Below are 18,120 nucleotides of genomic sequence, written 5' to 3' on the forward strand. Positions count from 1 at the left end.
CGGGGGCCTTCCCGCGCCCTCCCTGGCCGGTGCCGGCTCCGATCCTCGGGCCGACCCGGGGGCCGGCACGGACGCGGCCCCGGACCCGGCGTTCCTACGGTGGCAGCCGGAGCCCATCCGGGGGCTCGCCCGACCACGGTCGCCGCGACCGGGAGGAGCTGATGAGCATGCAGCAGTACGGGCTCACCCCTTATCAGGAAAGCGAGTCCTACCCGCAGGAGCTGGAGTTCGGCGCCGAGGCGCACGGCCCCGGCGAGTACGAGGGGCCGCTGCACGGCGAGTACGAGATGCCGGGGGCCGGCGAGTACGAGATTGCGGGCGCCGAGGCCGAGTTCGGCGGGCATGCCGAGGGTGCGTTCGGCGGGCACGGAGAGGCCGGGGCGTTCGGTTCGCACGCCGAGAGCTGGGAGGTCCAGGGAGGTCTGCACGAGGGTCCCGCATACGGCGAGGTGCCCCACGCGGAGCTGGAGAGTCCGCTGAGCGAGCAGCAGGAGATCCAGCTGGCCGCCGAGCTGCTGGAGATCACCACCGAGGCCGAGTTCGAACAGTTCATCGGTGGCCTCATCAAGAACGCGCGCAACTTCTTCCGCAAGGGCTTCGGCAAGACCCTGGGCGGCCTCCTGAAGAACTTCGGGCCCGCGCTGGCCGGCTTGCTCCCGGTCCCCGGCCTCGCCACCGTCGCCAACCTGGCGAGCAAGCTCTTCGAGGTGCAGTCCGAGGGCGTCGACCGGCAGGAGTTCGAGTTCGAGATCGCCCGGCGCTTCGTCCGGCTGGCCAGTACGGCCGTCCAGAACGCGGCCCTCGACCAGCGCCCGGTATCGCCCGAGCAGCAGGCCAGGGACGCCTTGCTGACCGCCGCCCAGATACACGCGCCCGGCCTCGCGAGGTACCCGCAGCTGATCGCTCGCCCGGCCTCCTGGCACTGGCCCGCGCAGCAGGCCCCGGGTTTCGCCGACGGCCACGGCCAACCGAGGCGCCGGCCGGGCCGGGCCCGCTCGGGTCGCTGGGTCCGGTACAACAACAGCATCGTGATTCTGGGGCTCTGAGGAACCGTGGAGGCGACCTCCGCGACCTCCGTGAGCTCCGCGGCCGCCTCGCTGCTGAGCGGCGAGGCCCGGGGTCTGCTGACCCGGCTGGACCGGGTGCGGCCCTTCGCCCTGCACGAGACGATGGTGCCGGCCGCCGCCCCGACGCCCGAGGCCATGACCGCCGTCGAGCGGTTCCTGGTCCGCGGGCGTACCGAACTGCGCCGCGAGGTCGAGGCGTATCTGGCCTGGCTCGGCGGGCCGGGGCGCACCGCTCCCCCGCACGTCGCACAGCGGCGGTTCACGGCCGTGCGCCGGCGGTTCAACGGGGTACTGACCCAGTTCGACGTCTTCCAAGAAGCCGTCACCCAGCGCAGCGAACGGGACATCGGCGTCTGGCTGGCCGGACTGGACGTCGCCGCCGCCGACGCGCTGGCGACGCCCCGCACCCCGCTGCACCGGCCGCCACCCGTGATCACCTATCTGGATCATGGACCGGGCGCCGCGATACGCCGGGTGAACACCCGCATCCCGGGCGGGGGCCGCACCCCCGTGGCGCTCGTGCGCATCCCACGGGAGCGCATGGTGGGATACGGCATCGGCGCCTCCCTGGTCCACGAGGTCGGGCATCAGGCGGCCGCCCTGCTGGGGCTGGTTGACTCCCTGCGGCAAGTGCTGCTCGACATCGAGCTGACCGCGCGCCATCCGGCCGAGCGGGCGGCCTTCGGGTACTGGGGGCTGACGGTCAGCGAGATCGTCGCGGACTTCTGGGCGGTGGGCCAGCTCGGCATCGCGGGCACGCTCGGTCTGATGGGCGTGGTGAGCCTGCCCCGGAGGTTCGTCTTCGCCCTCGTACCCGACGATCCGCACCCGCTGCCGTACATCAGGGTCCGGCTGAGCTGCGCGCTGGGCGACGCCCTGTATCCGCATCCGCAGTGGCGCGCGCTCGGCTCGCTGTGGTCGGCGCTGTATCCACCGACGCCGCTTCCCCGGGAGCTGCGGCTGCTGCTCGGGGCGCTGGAGTCGACGATGCCGCGGTTCGTCGACGTCATGCTGCGCCACCGGCCGCCGGCCCTCGGCGGTCTGCGGCTGGCCGACGTCATGCCGCTGGCCGAGCGCCGACCGGAGCAGCTCCTCACCCGCCACGGGAGCTGGCTGCGCAGACCGGACCTGCTGCGCGCGGCCCCGCCGACCCTCGTCTTCGCGGTCCTCGGCCAGGCCCGGGCCGCCGGACGCATCGGCGCCGAGGAAGAGAGCCGGCTCCTCGGTGACGTGATCACCCACTGGGCGCTCAGCAGCACGCTCGCTTCGGCGTGGCGCTGCGCGGGCGCCCGACCCGAACTTCCCGCCGGCCGTTCCCACCGCTGAGGAGGCCCGCCATGCCACTCAATGCCGTACCGAAAACCATCGAACAGGGCGGCAAGGTCCGACTGACCTACGAACTGCCGAGGATCGGGCTGGGGATGATCGCCTCCGGCTCACCGGCCTCCGCTCCCGGGGGAGGAGCTCCGAGCACACCACCCACCGCTCCCTCGGCAAGTGCCTCGACCTCACCGCCCGGCGGCACGGCCGCTCCAGCGGCCGTGGGCCCCGTAGCGGCGCCCGCAGCCACCATCACGTGGGAGATCGTCGGCATCGGCACCATCGCCGCCACCCCGGTCCTCGCCGGCGCCAGTGGGCCGTGGAACGTCGACTGGGACGTACCGGCCAACCTGCAGCCGAGCCAGTACACCGCGCGCGCCGTCTACACCGAGAGCGGCTCTGCGCCGATCGACGAGGCGGACACCTTCGTGGTGACCTCAAGGCCCCTCGGCCCTACCGATCCGTTCCATGTGCAGGTACGCATGCGCCGGACGGGCACCGACCCCACCGACGACCAGGCGCTCTGGTCCGCGATCAGGCTGAGCACCGACGGGCTGGCCTTCAAGCCCTACGCCGAATGGATCGAGCCGATCATGTGCAGCGGCCAGCTGCCCGGTCCGAGGGTTCCGGCCCCCAGGCGCGACCCGCTCAACCCGGCCATGGCCTTCCCCGGCGTCGACCCCTACCTGCTGCTGCGGGTCGCGACCGAGGTGTTCCTGCTGGCGCGCTGCGGTGTGCACATCCAGTCGAACAACATCCAGCAGCTCTTCGCCGGGCTCGACCTCGCCGACGAAGCCCGTCGGTACGCGACCGAGCAACCCGATCCCCAAGCGTTTCAGCGCGCCATCGAACTTCAGTGGCAACGCTACGTCGGCGCCGCCCCGGGCCACCCCAACCCGGCCACGGACCCGGCGGCACTGCCGTATCTCGCCGTCATCCGCGAGAAGCTCGGAGGCGTCGGCTTCCCCCTGCAGGACGGTTTCGGCCGCGACTGCTCCGGCATCCTCCGGGAGAAACTCGCCTTCCCCTGCTTCCTGGAGCTCTTCTGGAGCTTCTGGCACGAGCTCGGCAACCTCACGCACTCCGTGGACGCCATCGCCCTGCGGTTCCAGAACATCCGCGGCCCCGGCGCCCGCGATCCGCTGGCGCACGTGGAGATCGACCCGCTGCGGGCCCTCAATCCGATCCTGTGGGGTTACGTCCAGGACAAGGAGCACCGACTGACCGCCCTGCGCCGGGCCCACGAGTACGACCACCACTACGGCATCAGCCAACTCCCGCCCGGCGCCCCGTCACTGCGCCCCGCCGACAGCCGACCGCAGTTCCTGGAGGCCTTCCACACCCTGCTCCACCTGGCCTCCGCCTTCTTCCGCGACGACGACGACACCACCGTCATCGCCGACGGTTTCCCGGTGCTCAACGCGCTGCGGGACGTTCATCTCCTGCTGACGGAGGGACAGCACAACCAGTACGGCGACCTGCCCTGGACGGCACGCCAGGAGATGCTGATGCAGCAGTGGATCCTCGCCCGCCCCGAGATGCGCGAATTCCTGCCGGGCCGGACGATGGTCGCCTATCCGGAAGCCTGGATGGACCGGGTGGACACGATGAAGCGCCTGCAGGGGTGGGGCTCCGACTCGGTGATCCACTTCCACAATCTCGGACGGTTCGGCGAACAACTGCTGCTGTCGGTGCGGTTCGGGAACTGGGGTGCCGTCATCGACCGGGACTCCGCGGCCAACTGGGCACGCTACTGGCGCACCGAGATCCAGGGGTACGTCCACTCGTACCGCTCGGTGACCGGCGCCGATCTGACCGAGGCCCCGGTCGACACAGCACTGCCGACTCTCCATCTCGTCCGCCGCCTCTCCCCGCAGGGCCCCGGACGCGCCGCCCTGCCACCCACCACCAGGGGCACCGCGTCCCCCGCGCTCCGCCGCAGGGCCGCCCCTCGCCTCGCACAGCCCCGCCCCGTGCCCCAGCTGCCGCCCGCCCAGCGTCCCCCGGCCGCCTCGCCGGCCCCGCTGCCGCCCGGCAGCCAGGGCGCCCCCCGGCTGCCCCGGCGGGAAGGACGGTGACGGCATGACGCTTCTGACCGAGGCTCCGCTCACAGCGGCCGAACGCAACCGTGCCTACGCCGACACACTGGGCTGGGGTGCGCGACTGGCCGAGGTCCGGCGCGCCCTCAACCCGCGCCGCACGGCGTGGGACGATGCCGCGCTGGTGACGGAGACGTCCAAGTGGCAGGCACGAACCGGGCTTGCGGCCGACGGCGTCCTCGGACCGACGACCTGGGCGTATCTGAGGGTCGCCGCGGGCCTCGACCCGGATCCGGCCATCTCGGCGCAACTTCCCGCGCAGGGGCCGGGGTTCTACGCCGACGGTCCGCACGAGCGGCGCTTCGCCCGGCCCGAGACCGTCAGGGCGCTCCTGGCGACGGCGCTGGGCTGGCATGGCGCACGCCCCGGAGGGCCTCGCATCGGATTCCGCGAGATCTCCGTGCGCGGCGGCGGCCCGGTCACCGGCCACGGTTCCCATCGGCTGGGTCTGGACGTGGACATCCGCCCGGTGCGCGCCGACGGCAAGGAGGCCCCGGCCCTGTGGAACCAGCCGGGCTATTCCCAGTCCCTCACTCAGGAACTCGTCGACCGGCTGCACGGAAACGGAGTTCTGCCGGTCCACTTCATCCTGTTCAACGACCCGCGCATCAGGGGCGTACGGAAGTGGGACGGCCACGACAACCATCTGCACGTCCGCTTCCGCCCACCGGTCCCGGCCCGGCCGTCGGCCACCGTGCCCCCTGCTGCCGGCGTCCGTCCCACCGACGCCCTGGGCACCCTGGTCGCCCCCGGCTCCGCGCCGCCGTACCGGTTCACGCCGGACGACCTCCTGTGGACCGCCCGCTTCCTCGTCGGCGAGACCGGGGGGAGCCGGGCGGGGGCGGAGCAGGCCGCGGTCGTGTGGGCGATGCTCAACAGGTACGGACTGCTCACGCGCTCCCGCTATCCGTCGTTCCACGCGTTCCTGCGGGCCTACTCGACACCGTTGCAGCCCGTGCTCAGGAACTGGCGGGCCACTCGGCGGGCCGCGCGCCAGGACGACTTCGTCCCGATCGGCGGCATGTTCGGCCCGCCCGCACCTCCCGGTGTGCAGATGGGGCAGCGGCAGCGGTACATCGAACTGCAGCGGCTCCCCTGGGAACGGCTGCCTGCGGCCGCCCGCTCCGTCGCCGTCCGGGCTCTCACCGGCGCACTCGCCAATCCGGTGGGCAACGCCACCGAGTTCGGCTCCACCCGCGTGTACTTCCACGACCGGTACGGCAGGTATCCGGGCCGGGAGGAGTGGCAGAGGTTCACGGAACGCTTCGCGGCCGGCCGCAGGTGGACCTGGATCGGGCCGGTGCCCGGCCTTGACCAGCTGGGCAACACGTTCTTCGTCCAGAACCGCCTGGCCGGGCTCGCCCCGCGGGCCGTACGCGTGCTGCCGCCGTGAGGAGGGAGGCGATGGTCATCGACTGCCACTGCCACGCCGGCCGGGGCCCGGAGTTGAGCGGCCCCTGGGATTCCGCCCCGCTGGACGCGTACGCCCGTCGCGCGAGGGCGGCCGGCATCGGCCACACGGTCCTGCTGCCGGTCTTCCACTCGGACTACGCGGCCGCGAACGCACAGGTCGGCCGGATCGTCGCGGCCCGGCCCGACCGGTACAGCGGCTTCGCCATGGTGCACCCGCGGCGGGACGCCGGCCGGATCCACGCACTGCTGGCGGAGGCGACCGCCCGCTGGCAGCTGTGCGGCGTCAAGGTCCACCGCCATGACGCACGGCTCACCCGGGAGATCTGCGAGGCAGCCCGCGCGTTCGGTCTTCCGGTGCTGTACGACGTGATGGGCGAGGTCGCCACGGTGGAGCTGTTCGCCACCGCCTACCCCGAAGTCGACTTCGTCATCCCGCACTTGGGCAGCTTCGCGGACGACTGGGGCGCACAGCTCGCCCTCGTCGACCATCTGGTGCGCCATCCGAACGTGTACGCCGACACCTCCGGCGTCCGCCGCTTCGACCTGCTGGTGCGTGCTCTGGAGCGGGCGGGTCCGGCCAAGCTCCTGTTCGGCTCGGACGGTCCGTGGCTGCACCCGGGGTTGGAACTGGCGAAGGTACGCGCCCTCGGCCTGCCCCCGGCCGACGAGGCAAAAGTGACCGGGGGAAATCTGCTGCGCCTGCTGGGACCGACGGTCCGTGCCACCAGGAGCCGCCATGCGCTACATCATCGACCTGTACCACTCGAGCCGAGGGGTCCACGGTGAGGTCCTCGTGGAGGGAGCGGACGCGCCCGTGCCGTTCTGGGGATGGCTGGAGCTAGTACGGCTGCTTGAGCCGCCTCCTCCCCCAACGGGGCCAGCTCCGCGCGGAGTCACCGATTCTGGTTGTACGGGACCCGGCCGGCCGCCACCGTGAGTCAGTCAGCGCCGGGCGAGCGTCGGGGGAGCCGCCGTCATGACCGACCTCACCTCCGCACTCCTGGCACCGCATCAGGGAACGGGCAGCGCTCCAGGTCTTGCCCAACCTGCCCCGGACCCGCCCCACATCACGGAGCCGGACCACGACTTCTGCGGACGGGAGCGCGAACTCGCCGTACTGGAGGGCCTGTTGACGGCGGTCGGCAACGGCGCCCGGCTGGTCTGCGTGGACGGCCCGGCCGGACTGGGCAAGACCACGCTGGTCCGGGAGTTCCTCCGCCGGCACGCGGTGCGGGCCTGCCGGGTGGCGGGCGAGGAGAACGAGTCGACACTGCCGTACGGACTGCTGGGCCGGCTCCTGGACTCTCTCCCCGCGCCCGCCACCGACGGTGCTCGCAGCGGGTCCCTGCGCCACGTCGCGGATCCGTTCGCCGCCGGGGCCGGACTCCTCGACGCCCTGGGGCAGTCGCAGGACGGCACTCCCCTGGTGGTCGTCCTCGACGACGCCCAGTGGGCGGATGTGCCGTCCCTGGACGCGCTGGCCTTCGCGCTGCGCCGGCTGGGCGCGGACCGGCTCCTCGCCGTCGTCGTGACCCGGGACCCCGCCGACCCCGGCCTGCCGGAGGGCCTGCGCCGGCTGCTCGCGGACTACGACACCGTACGGCTGTCGCTCCCGCCGCTGGACGTGGCCGACGTCGCCCGCCTGGCCACCCGGCTGCTGGCCGCGCCCCTGCCCGCGCACGCGGCGGCCCGGCTGCACGGCCACACGGGCGGCAATCCGCTGCACGTCCGCGCCCTGCTGCGCGAGGTTCCCGGCGACATCCTGGCGGGGTCGGACGACTCACTGCCGGCGCCCCGCTCCTACAGCCTGCTCGTGCTCGCGCGTCTGGCTCGCTGCGACCGTGCCACACAGGACCTGGTGGCAGCGGTCAGCGTGCTGGGCACCCACTGCGACCTGCGCGACGCCGCACACCTCGCGGACCTCACCGAGCCGCTGCCCTCCGTGGAACAGGCGATCGCGCAGGACCTCCTGCGGGAGAGGTTCGCGCCGGGCACGCACCGGCTCTGCTTCCCGCATCCCCTGGTACAGGCCTCCGTCTACCACCATCTCGGCCCGGTCCTGCGGACCAGGCTGCACGCCCGGGCCGCCGAGGCCGTCACGGACCGCTTCGGCGCCCTGAGGCACCGGCTGGGCGCGGCCGACGGCACGGACGTGGCCCTCGCCCGCGAACTCGCCGCCGTCGCCGACGAGGAGGCCGCCGCCGGACGCTGGTCCATCTCCGCCACCCTGGCCCGGCATGCCTTCCGCATGGCCCCGGCCGGCCCCGGGCGGGACCGGCTGGCCGTCGCGGCGGCCGACGCCCTGCTGGCCGACGGCCGGGTCGACGAAGCCGCCTCGCTGATCGGCGCCCTGCCGGGTGCGGCCTACAGAGGGAACCCATGCGCCGAGGGCACCGGTACGGCGCTCCCCGGGCACCGCTGTGCCGAAGGGCCTGGCACGACGGGGGACGAGCCGCACCGCTGCGCCACGGGCCCCGGAGCGGCCGATGCCGCCCGGCAGCGCTACGCCGAGGGCCATCTCGCTCTCGTGCGCGGGCAGATGGCAGATGCCACGACCCTGCTCGGCGACGCCTGGCAGCACTGCGACCCGGCGGCGGACCCCGCCCTGGCCCAGCGCATCGCGGAGCGCCTCGCCACGCTCTGCCTGGTCGACTGCCGTGGCACCGAGGCGGCACGCTGGGCCGAGCAGGCGAGCGCGCTTTCCGCCGCCCCCGCCAAAGGCGGCACCCTGCGCTACTGCCGCTTACTGGCGCTGGGCATGACCGGCGCCGCCGAGCGGGGAGTGGCGCTCACGCGGGAGCTGCCCGCCCCGGCCCTCGTCCCCGCCGAGGACGCCGATCTGCTGCTGGGGCGCGGCATCCTGCGGGTGTGGTCGGACGATCTCGAAGACGGCCGGGACGACCTGCTCGCGGCCGTGCGCATGACTCGGCGGGGTCCGGTCCCGCTGCGGGTACTGGCCGACACGCACCTCGGCCAGGCCGAGTTCCGCGTGGGGCGCTGGGACGAGGCCGTGCTGCACCTCGGCGTCGGCTGTTCCGTCGCCGAGGACGCCGGCCAGGCGTGGCTCGCGCCGCACGGGCACGCGGAGCTGGCCCTGGTCCTGGCCCTGCGCGACGACAGGGCCGGCGCCGCGGCCCACCTGGAAGAGGCTCGGCGTGGTCTGGGGGGCACCCGGGACGTGGTGACGCTGATGGCCATCGCCCGAAGCCGGGCCTGGCTGGCGGTGGCCCGCGGCGACCATCAGGAGGCCGTCCGCGCGCTGCGCCCGCTGCTGGACCTGCGGACTCCCGACGAGCCGGCCTTCCTGCCCTGGCACGATCTCCTCGCCCACGCGCAGCTCGCGGTCGGCGCCCTGCAGGAGTGCGCCGCCACGCTCGCCCGCCTGGAGGAGCTCGCCCAGACGACGGGACGGCTGTCGGCGCTGGCCGCGGCGGCCGGCGTGCGCGGCGGACTGCTAGCCGCGCGGCAGCGGCCCGAGGCGGCCGAGCAGGCGTTCCGGACGGGCCTCGGGCAATCGGCGACGGTCGCGAACCCGTTCGACGGGGCACGGCTGGCCCTCGGCCTCGGGGTCTTCCTGCGCCGTACCGGTCGACGAGCCGCCGCGGCCGAGCACCTGCTGACCGCCCACGGCACCTTCGTGAGGCTGGGCGCCGTCTGGCTCGCGGGGCGCTGTGCCCGCGAGCTGGCCGCGTGCGGACAGCCCGTCGGCCCGGACACCAGGGCTCCGCTGCCACTGACCCCGCAGGAACTGGCAGTGGCCCGCCTCGCCGCCGATGGCCTCACCAACCGCCGTATCGCCCATGAGCTGGTCCTGAGCGTCAAGACGGTCGAGTACCACCTCAGCCACGCCTACGCCAAGCTGGGCATCGCGTCCCGAACGGCCCTGCCGGCGCGGCTGGCGCCGAAGACCTGACCTCGGACGGCTCTAGGGGCTGTCGTTTGGATCATCCCGGCGTCGCGGGGCCTGGCACGCACTCCCCCAAGCTCTTCGAGCAGGGGGGACCCCCAGCCGCGTTGTCGTCGGTTGCCGACTCCCCCACTCTCGACTCCGCTCGAGCGGGGGGACCCCCATCGCGTCGACGCCCTCCTCCGCCTTGCAGCTGCACGCACCAGGCCCCGCTCGGGTCGGCTGAAAGGCGCAGCCTCTCTCAGCCGGCCTGATCCAAACGACAGCCCCTAACCGAGCGCCATCAGGACGACCAGTCCGGTATCCGTCTCCCGCCAGCGTGCGGCGGCGTCGGCGAAGATCTCCTGGAGGACGCCCCACTCGTCGGGCCGGGCCTTCGCGAAGACCTGCCACTCGCGGACGAGAATCAGCCGCCCCCCGCGCGTGGGCCACCACTCCAGATCGGTGAGGGAGTCGGCGAGAGCGTCCCAGTTCGCACCGAACCAGTCGGGCAGGCGCAGTGCGTCGGCGAACGCCGTCATGAGCCCGGCCTTGTCCGTGACACCGGAGAGGTCCAGGACTGCCGCCTCCCACTGTGCCGCGCGTGCCGCGTCCACGGCCTGCGCCGTCGGCAGACCGGCCGGCCACGACAGGACGCCGGGCGGCGTGGTGCCCGCGAGCACGGGCGCGAGCGGATCGTCGGTCATGTCAGCACCGCCCTGAACGATTCGTACGGATCATCGAGGCAACAGACCTCGCGCAGCCCTTCGAAGCTCCCGTACACGGCAGAAGCCCGTGGCGGGACTGGAGGAGACGAGCCGTAGCACCACCCCGTCGATGCCGCCGCGGCTGTCTCCTTCATGACTTACTTCATGACCTACCGTCAGTTCCCGTCCGGATCCGCCCTGTTGAGCGTGTTCTTCGGGGTCGGGCCGACCGTCATCAGGTAGTCCGCCGCCGAGGTGTCCGTCACCAGGGAGGTGACGAGCCCGGACCGCAGCACCGCGTCGATCGCGCCCGCCTTGCGCTGCCCGCCCGCTATGGCGACGACCTCGGGGATACGGCGGAGCTGGTCGGCCTTGACCGTGATGCACCGCTCCTGCAGGTCCCGCCCGACCCGGCGGCCCTCGGAGTCGAAGAGGTGCGCGGACATCTCGGCGGCGACGCCGAGCGAGGCGTAGTGCGCCCGCTCCTCGTCGCTCAGCATGTCGTGCACCGTCGAGATGCCGGGCTCCCACGAGCCGATGGAGACGCAGGCGACGGTGACCTTGTCGAAGTACTCGAAGGCCCGCGCGATGCCGGTCTGGTGGCGCAGCGCCTCCGCGGTGGCCGCGTCCGGCAGCAGCATGGGCGCGTAGATGGGGTGGGCGTCACCGCCCGACACCTGGGCAGCGCGGCGCACCGCCTCGACCGAACCGCGCTCGGCGGTCCCGGCGTCGTAGACACCGGTCAGCTGCACCACCGTGCACGGCGCCAGCCGGTCGAGGGCCGCGGCCATGTGGATGGTGGACCGGCCCCAGGCCAAGCCCAGCACATCCCCTTCGTTCACGAGCTCGCCGAGCAGGTCGGCGGCCACCTCTCCCAGGTTCTCGGGGTCGGGCGACTCCTCGGCCTCGGCCGGGGACTCGACCACGACGGCGTGCCTGAGGCCGTAGCGGGCGCGCAGCGCGTCAGAGCGCTCGGCGTCCAGCTCGGCCGGCACGCGGATCTCGATGCGCACCAGATCCCGTTCGAGAGCGGTCTCCAGGACCCGGGCCACCTTGAAGCGGCTGACGCCGAACTCCTCGGCGATCTGGATCTTGGATTTGCCCTCAAGGTAGAAGCGGCGGGCCATGGCCGCCGCCTGCACCAGCTCAGCGGGTCCCATCCGCATGGCTGACCGGCCCGCCGACATACCCGACACGGCGATCTCCTCACTGCTGTTCACACTCTGGATTCGCCGTTCATCCTTGCAGATCCGGCGCTCTTGATCCGCCCTGATGGGCGCCGTTCACGTTCCCTTGGCTCAGTGGTCGCATGCCCAGGCGGCGGACTTGGTCACGTCCTCGGCCTGGGCGCGCAACGCACGGACCGCCGCGGCGGGGTCGTCCGCCCCGTACACGGCCGAACCGGCGACGAAGACGTCCGCGCCCGCCTCCGCGCACCGCTCGATCGTCGAGGCCGACACCCCGCCGTCGACCTGGAGCCACAGGTCGAGGCCGTGCTTGCTGATCAACTCGCGGGTGCGGCGAATCTTCGGAAGCATGATGTCGAGAAACGCCTGACCACCGAAGCCCGGCTCGACCGTCATGATCAGCAGCATGTCGAGCTCGGGGAGCAGATCCTCGTACGGCTCGATGGGCGTCGCGGGCCTGAGCGCCATGGAAGCACGGGCGCCTTTGGCCCGGATCTCCCTTGCCAGCCGTACCGGGGCCGCGGCGGCCTCGACATGGAAAGTGACGGAGGAGGCCCCTGCTTCGACGTACTGGGGCGCCCACCGGTCGGGGGCCTCGATCATCAGATGGCAGTCCAGCGGAGTGTCCGTCGCACGGGCCAGGGACTCTACGACCGGCACGCCGAGCGTGAGGTTCGGGACGAAATGGTTGTCCATGACGTCGACGTGGAGAAAGTCGGCTCCTTCGACCGCCTTCGCCTCGTCCGCGAGGCGGGCGAAGTCGGCGGACAGGATGCTGGGGTTGATCTGCACGGCCATGCCCCAAGCCTGCCATGCCGGAGCACGAATGTTCGCCCCGGTCCAGACCTAAGACGTTCATCCGATGTTGTGTCCGGGCCGCGCGTGCCATGCTGGGCGCCCGGCCGGATCGTTGTTCGGCTGCGGGGGTGACCATGACGGAGATCCAGGAGAAGAACCGGCAGACGGGTTCCGGACAGCAAGGCATCGCGCATCTGGTCTGCGGACGACGCGCCAAGTGGGTGGTGCTCGTCCTGTGGGTGGTGGCGCTGTTGGTGACGGCTCCGCTCGCGCAGAAGCTGACCGACGCGCAGGACAACGACGCCGCCTCCTGGCTGCCGGGGTCCGCGGAGTCCACCCAAGTCCTGGAGACCTCCGAGAACTTCCGGCCGGAGCAGATCCCCGCGGTCGTCATCTACGCCCGCGACGGGGGCCTGACGGCACAGGACCGGGCCGCGATCACCGAGGACGTGGCCCAGCTCAAGCAGCTGACCGACCACGGCATCCGGGGCGCCGAGACACGTGGACCCGTCTTCGACCGGGAGATCGACCCGCGCGCGGCCCAGGTCCAGGTCCCGATCACCATGGACGAGAAGGGCTGGGAGCGCATCGCGCCGGCCGTCGACTCCATCCGGGACGTCGTCGGGACGAGCAGCGGCGGGCTCGCCGTGCACATCACGGGCCCAGGCGGCACGTCGGCGGACTTCTCCGAGGCGTTCGAGGGCATCGACTCCACTCTCCTGCTCTCGGCGATGACGGTCGTCATCGTCATGCTCCTGATCACCTATCGCAGTCCGACCCTGCTCCTGGTCCCCCTGATCGCCGTGATCGTCGCCCTGTTCACCGCCCAGGCCTTCATCTACCTCCTGGCGGAACACGGGGGCCTGACGGTCAACGGGCAGAGCGCTGGCATCCTCACGGTCCTCGTCTTCGGCGCGGGGACCGACTACGCCCTACTCCTCGTCGCCCGCTACCGGGAAGAACTCCGCCGTCACGAGGACCGTCACGAGGCGATGGCCCTGGCCCTGCACCGCGCGGGCCCGGCGGTGCTGGCCTCCGGCGCGACCGTCGTGCTGAGCATGCTGGTGCTGCTGGCGGCGGAGATGAACTCGACGAGCGGCCTCGGCCCGGTGGCCGCGATCGGCGTGGCGGTGGCCCTGCTCGCGATGATGACCCTGTTCCCCGCGCTCCTCGTCATCTGCGGCCGCTGGATCTTCTGGCCGGTGATCCCCCACCTCGGTGCGGAGAACCCGCACGAGCGCGGCGCCTGGGCCCGCATGGGCCGCGGTATCGCGCAGCGCCCCCGCATGACCTGGGTCATCACCGCCGTGGTCCTCGCCGTCTGCTCCCTGGGCCTGATCCAACTGCGCGCCGAGGGGCTGAGCAACGCCGACGCCTTCACCGACAAGCCGGACTCGATCACCGGCCAGGAGATCTCCGAGCAGTACTTCCCGGCCGGCAGCGGCGACCCCCTGGTCATCGTCAGCAACCAGGCCCAGGCCCAACAGGTGGGCCGGGCCGTCGCCGAGACCCGGGGCGTCGTCCCCGAATCCCTCGGCCTGCCCCCGGGCACGAAACCGCTCTACGAGGGCCAGGTGCTCTTCGAGGCGACGATGACCGCTCCGGCCGACAGCGAGGCCGCGAAACAGACGGTCGAGCGGGTACGGGACGCCGTCCACGCGGTGCCGGACGCCGACGCCCAGGTGGGCGGGGGCACGGCGGCCCTCCTCGACATGGACAAGGCGACGACCCACGACAACATCGTGATCATCCCGCTCGTCCTGGTCGTGGTGATGCTGATCCTCGCGGGCCTGCTGCGTGCCCTGATCGCTCCCCTGCTGCTGATCGGCACGGTGATCCTGTCCTTCGCGGCAGCGTTGGGCATCAGCGCGCTGGCCTTCCGCCACATCTTCGACTACGCGGGCGAGTCGACCGACTTCCCCCTGTTCGTCTTCGTCTTCCTGGTGGCGCTGGGCATCGACTACAACATCTTCCTGACCACCCGGATCCGCGAGGAGGCCGCGCACCAGGGCACCCGCCAGGGCGTCATCACGGGCCTGGCCGCCACCGGCGCGGTCATCACCTCCGCCGGCCTGGTCCTGGCCGGCACCTTCGCCGCGCTGGGCACCCTCCCCATGGTCGCCTTCGCCGAAATCGGCTTCGCCGTGGCGCTGGGGGTGCTCCTGGACACGTTCATCGTGCGTTCGGTGCTGGTGACGGCGTTGTTCCTGGACGTGGGGAAGAAGGTGTGGTGGCCGCACAGGTTGTCGCGGGAGGACGGGGACTGACGCATCCCAGCCCGTCCGGCTCAGGGATTTCAGCCCGTCCGGCGTTCGAGGACGGGCCACCCCCCACGAACCTCAGCCAACCCGCCGCATCAACGCCAAATACATCGCATCCGTCCCATGCACATGAGGCCACAACTGCACATCGGGCCCCTCCCCCAACTCCGACACCCCACCCAGCAACGGCCGCGCGTCGATCAGCTCGACCTCGGCCCCGTGCTTCAACACGTCGTCGACAACGGCCCGCGTCTCGGCAAGATGGGGCGAACACGTCGCGTACCCCACGACACCCCCCACCCGCACGGAGTCGATCGCATTGCGCAACAACTCCCGCTGGAGCGGGGCAAACCCATCCAGATCCTCCGGCCGCCGCCGCCACCGCGCCTCGGGCCGCCGCCGCAACGCCCCCAGCCCGGTGCACGGCACATCCACCAGCACCCGGTCGAAGCTCCCGGCCCGCCACGGCGGCCGAGTCCCGTCCGCGGCGATCACCTGATACGGCCCCGGATTGCCGTGCAGAGCCTTCGCCACCAGCCCCGCCCGATGCGGCTGCTTCTCGGACGCGAGCAGCATGGCCCCCCGCTCGGCGGCGAGCGCCCCGAGGAGCGCGGCCTTCCCGCCGGGCCCGGCACACCCGTCGAGCCACTTCGCGTCAGGCCCGTCGAGCGGCGCGTTGGCCAGGGCGAGCGCGACGAGCTGACTCCCCTCGTCCTGCACCCCCGCCCGCCCGTCCCGCACGGCCTCGATGGCACCCGGCTCCCCGCCCTCGGCGAGCCGCACGGCGTACGGCGACCAGCGCCCCGCCACCGCGGCCTCCTCGCCGAGCAGTTCCTCGGTCGTGGCCCGCCCGGGCCGCGCGACCAGAGTCACCTCGGGCCGCTCGTTGTCGGCCTCCAGCAGCGCCTCGATCCCCGCGCGCCCGCCCCCGAGCGAGTCCCACAGCGCGGAGACGACCCAGCGCGGATGCGAGTGCACGACGGCGAGATGCTCCTCGGGATCGTCGTCGTACGGCGGCGCGACCCGCTGGATCCACCCGTCGAGATCGTCCTGCGTGACCTTCCGCAGCACCGCGTTGACGAACTTGGCCCGCCCGTCACCCAGCACGACCCGGGCGAGCTCGACGGACGCCGACACCGCGGCATGCGTCGGAATCCGGGTCCCCAGCAGCTGGTGCACACCCAGACTGAGCACGTCCAGCACCGGCGGGTCGACCTCACGCAGGGGCCGGTCCACACACGCGGCGATGATCGCGTCGTACGTTCCCTGGCGCCGCAGCGTCCCGTACACCAGCTCGGTGGCGAGCGCGGCGTCCCGTCCGTCGAAGTCGCCCTTCTCCCGCGCCTTGCGCAGCAGCGGCGGCAGCACGAGGTTCGCGTACGCGTCCCGCTCGTCCACCGCGCGCAGCGCCTCGAAGGCGAGGACGCGGACGGGGTCCTTCTTGGGCCGTCGGTAGGGCTTGCCGGGTTTCTGGGGCCGACGGGAGGTGTCGCTCACGAAAAGGTGCTCCGGATTACTGGATGAGATGTACGACCAGCCTACGTCGCACGCCCGGCCCGGCGTACGGCCGGTTACGCCCCGAGGCTCTCCCCGGCCCCGATCCGCACGCCCCGCGCCCAGTCGGCGGCCCGCATCGGCTTCTTGCCCTGCGCCTGCACCCACAGCAACTCGACGGCGTACGACCCCGTCCCGACGTACACGTTGTTCTTCCCCACGGAGAGCGCGCCGGGGGCGAGGTCGTCCCGCCCGGGCACCGGCTGCACGTGGATGAGCTTGAGCCGCTCGTCGCGGAACGTGGTCCAGGCACCCGGCGCGGGGGTGCACCCGCGCACGAGCCGGTCGACGCGCAGGGACGGGGCGTTCCAGTCGATGTGGGCGTCCTCGACGTTGACCTTGGGGGCGAGGGTGATCCCCTCGGACGGCTGCGGTACGGCCTTCAGCGTGCCGTCCTCGATGCCGTCCATGGTCGCGGCGAGCAGCCCGGCGCCCGCGAAGGCGAGCCGGGTCAGCAGGTCGCCGCTGGTGTCGGTGGACCGGATCGCCTCGGTGACCGTGCCGTAGACGGGCCCGGAGTCGAGCCCTTCCTCGATGAGGAAGGTGGAGGCCCCGGTGATCTCGTCGCCCGCCATGATGGAGTGCTGCACGGGCGCGGCCCCACGCCAGGCGGGCAGCAGCGAGAAGTGCAGGTTGACCCAGCCGTGGGCCGGCACGTCGAGGGCGACGCGCGGCAGCAGGGCGCCGTAGGCGACGACGGGGCAGCAGTCCGGCGCGATCTCCCTCAGCCGCTCCAGGAACTCGGGATCGCGCGGCTTGGCGGGCTTGAGTACCTCGATCCCGGCCTCCTCGGCCCGCTCGGCCACCGGGCTCGCCACCAGCCTGCGCCCACGCCCGGCCGGCGCGTCGGGCCGCGTGACGACGGCGGCCACGTCGTGCCGCCCGGAGGCGATGAGAGCGTCCAGAGCGGGAACGGCGACCTCGGGGGTACCGGCGAAGACAAGCTTCATGGGTGGGCACGGGCCTCTCGGGCGGGGTTGGTTGGGCAACACACAAGTCTATGGGTGCGACGCTCGGTGGCTCACGTCGGAGCACGACAACGAAATCCGAGGCCGAAGGACAAGGCCGAAGGACAAGGACTCCTGCTCGGGCTGCTCGGGTGTGGACCCCACCCAGGGGCGTAGGCATATGCCCACACGCCCCCAGGGCGTGACCCGCAGAGCACTCCCGCGTTGGTCAAGAAAGAGTTGACCACAACGGGCCGCAAGCGCCGTAACCGCGGCCCTCTCCTTTTCAACGCCGGTTCGAGAGGCTTGTTCATGGCCGACCACGCAACCCACGACGCCCAGGCTCGGGCCAGCCTGCACTTGCTGGTGCGGGACATCGAGCGGGTCCGCCGGCAGGTGGACGCACTGCGTACGCTCACCGCGCAACTGGGCAACGTCTACCGCCCGCGCCGCTCCGGTCCCTCCACGGGCTTCGTCGTCTACGGACGCGCTCCCGCCCCGACGGTCCGTCTTGCCCAGGAGCTGCGGGACAGCGTCGAAACCCTGGTCACGGCAGCCGTGGACTTCGACCGCTCGCTCGGCTTCTCCTGGGACGCGGTGGGCAGCGCCCTCGGCGTCACCAAGCAGGCGGTCCACCGACGCTACGGCGCGCGCCGCGCCGCCACCCAGGCGGCGGCCGAGGCCGAGCGGACGACCGAGCCTTCGGGCAGCCGGACCGTCAATGTCACCACCGCCCTCCCCACCGTGCCGACGGTCCCCGCGGCGCGCTCCATGCCGACGCAGCCGACGGCAGGCAGCCCCGGCCTGCGCGACGAGGCCAGGCCCACGGCATTCCCCGGTCCGCGTAACGGCTGACCCCCAGCACTCTGCCCTCCCGGAGC

General features: G+C 72.5%; 13 protein-coding genes. 8 read left to right on the forward strand and 5 right to left on the reverse strand.

Features of this window, described 5'->3' with window-relative positions; all coding sequences use genetic code 11:
- The first annotated feature begins 161 nt into the window (after positions 1 to 161).
- From OG254_RS09125 to OG254_RS09150, 6 genes are all read left to right on the forward strand, one after another.
- Positions 162 to 1,046 carry a hypothetical protein gene (locus OG254_RS09125; protein WP_405579305.1) on the forward strand — a complete coding sequence of 295 codons (885 nt, stop codon included), beginning with the start codon at positions 162 to 164 and terminating at the stop codon, positions 1,044 to 1,046.
- A gap of 6 nt (positions 1,047 to 1,052) precedes the next feature.
- On the forward strand, positions 1,053 to 2,393 hold the full coding sequence (locus OG254_RS09130) for a hypothetical protein (RefSeq protein ID WP_405579308.1): 1,341 nt from the start codon (positions 1,053 to 1,055) through the stop codon (positions 2,391 to 2,393).
- An 11-nt stretch (positions 2,394 to 2,404) separates the two neighbouring features.
- Positions 2,405 to 4,465, forward strand: coding sequence for a hypothetical protein (locus tag OG254_RS09135; RefSeq protein WP_405579310.1), 2,061 nt, complete (start codon positions 2,405 to 2,407; stop codon positions 4,463 to 4,465).
- 4 nt (positions 4,466 to 4,469) lie between these two features.
- Positions 4,470 to 5,879 (forward strand): penicillin-insensitive murein endopeptidase, encoded by a 1,410-nt coding sequence (locus tag OG254_RS09140; RefSeq protein WP_405579313.1) that lies wholly within the window; start codon positions 4,470 to 4,472, stop codon positions 5,877 to 5,879.
- Between the two features lie 11 nt (positions 5,880 to 5,890).
- Positions 5,891 to 6,685: an amidohydrolase family protein gene (locus OG254_RS09145; protein ID WP_405579316.1), complete on the forward strand. Its 795-nt coding sequence runs from the start codon at positions 5,891 to 5,893 to the stop codon at positions 6,683 to 6,685.
- Between the two features lie 190 nt (positions 6,686 to 6,875).
- A complete protein-coding gene (locus OG254_RS09150) occupies positions 6,876 to 9,812 on the forward strand; it encodes an AAA family ATPase (protein ID WP_405579318.1) in 2,937 nt (978 codons plus the stop codon).
- 263 nt (positions 9,813 to 10,075) lie between these two features.
- On the opposite strand, the gene OG254_RS09155 is transcribed toward OG254_RS09150, so the two are convergent.
- The 3 genes from OG254_RS09155 to rpe all read right to left on the reverse strand — a co-directional run bounded on the left by OG254_RS09155 (position 10,076) and on the right by rpe (position 12,477).
- Positions 10,076 to 10,492, reverse strand: coding sequence for a barstar family protein (locus OG254_RS09155; protein WP_405579321.1), 417 nt, complete (start codon positions 10,490 to 10,492; stop codon positions 10,076 to 10,078).
- A gap of 176 nt (positions 10,493 to 10,668) precedes the next feature.
- Entirely contained in the window at positions 10,669 to 11,712 is a 1,044-nt protein-coding gene (locus OG254_RS09160; RefSeq protein WP_405579324.1) for a sugar-binding transcriptional regulator, read from the reverse strand.
- Between the two features lie 78 nt (positions 11,713 to 11,790).
- Positions 11,791 to 12,477 (reverse strand): ribulose-phosphate 3-epimerase, encoded by a 687-nt coding sequence (gene rpe / locus OG254_RS09165; protein WP_351196302.1) that lies wholly within the window; start codon positions 12,475 to 12,477, stop codon positions 11,791 to 11,793.
- 134 nt (positions 12,478 to 12,611) lie between these two features.
- On the opposite strand from rpe, the gene OG254_RS09170 reads away from it, so the two are divergent.
- The gene (locus OG254_RS09170; RefSeq protein ID WP_405579327.1) at positions 12,612 to 14,744 is read left to right on the forward strand and encodes an MMPL family transporter; all 2,133 of its coding nucleotides are present in this window, start codon (positions 12,612 to 12,614) and stop codon (positions 14,742 to 14,744) included.
- Between the two features lie 72 nt (positions 14,745 to 14,816).
- Here OG254_RS09170 and OG254_RS09175 read toward each other — a convergent pair whose 3' ends face one another.
- Complete coding sequence (locus OG254_RS09175; protein ID WP_405579330.1) at positions 14,817 to 16,235, reverse strand: RsmB/NOP family class I SAM-dependent RNA methyltransferase; 1,419 nt, start codon at positions 16,233 to 16,235, stop codon at positions 14,817 to 14,819.
- A gap of 74 nt (positions 16,236 to 16,309) precedes the next feature.
- Complete coding sequence (gene fmt / locus OG254_RS09180) at positions 16,310 to 17,242, reverse strand: methionyl-tRNA formyltransferase (protein WP_405579333.1); 933 nt, start codon at positions 17,240 to 17,242, stop codon at positions 16,310 to 16,312.
- A gap of 309 nt (positions 17,243 to 17,551) precedes the next feature.
- On the opposite strand from fmt, the gene OG254_RS09185 reads away from it, so the two are divergent.
- Positions 17,552 to 18,094 (forward strand): hypothetical protein, encoded by a 543-nt coding sequence (locus OG254_RS09185; protein ID WP_147997191.1) that lies wholly within the window; start codon positions 17,552 to 17,554, stop codon positions 18,092 to 18,094.
- Positions 18,095 to 18,120: the final 26 nt, after the last annotated feature.

The sequence above is a fragment of the Streptomyces sp. NBC_01092 genome (assembly GCF_045039535.1).
Lineage (GTDB): Bacteria > Actinomycetota > Actinomycetes > Streptomycetales > Streptomycetaceae > Streptomyces.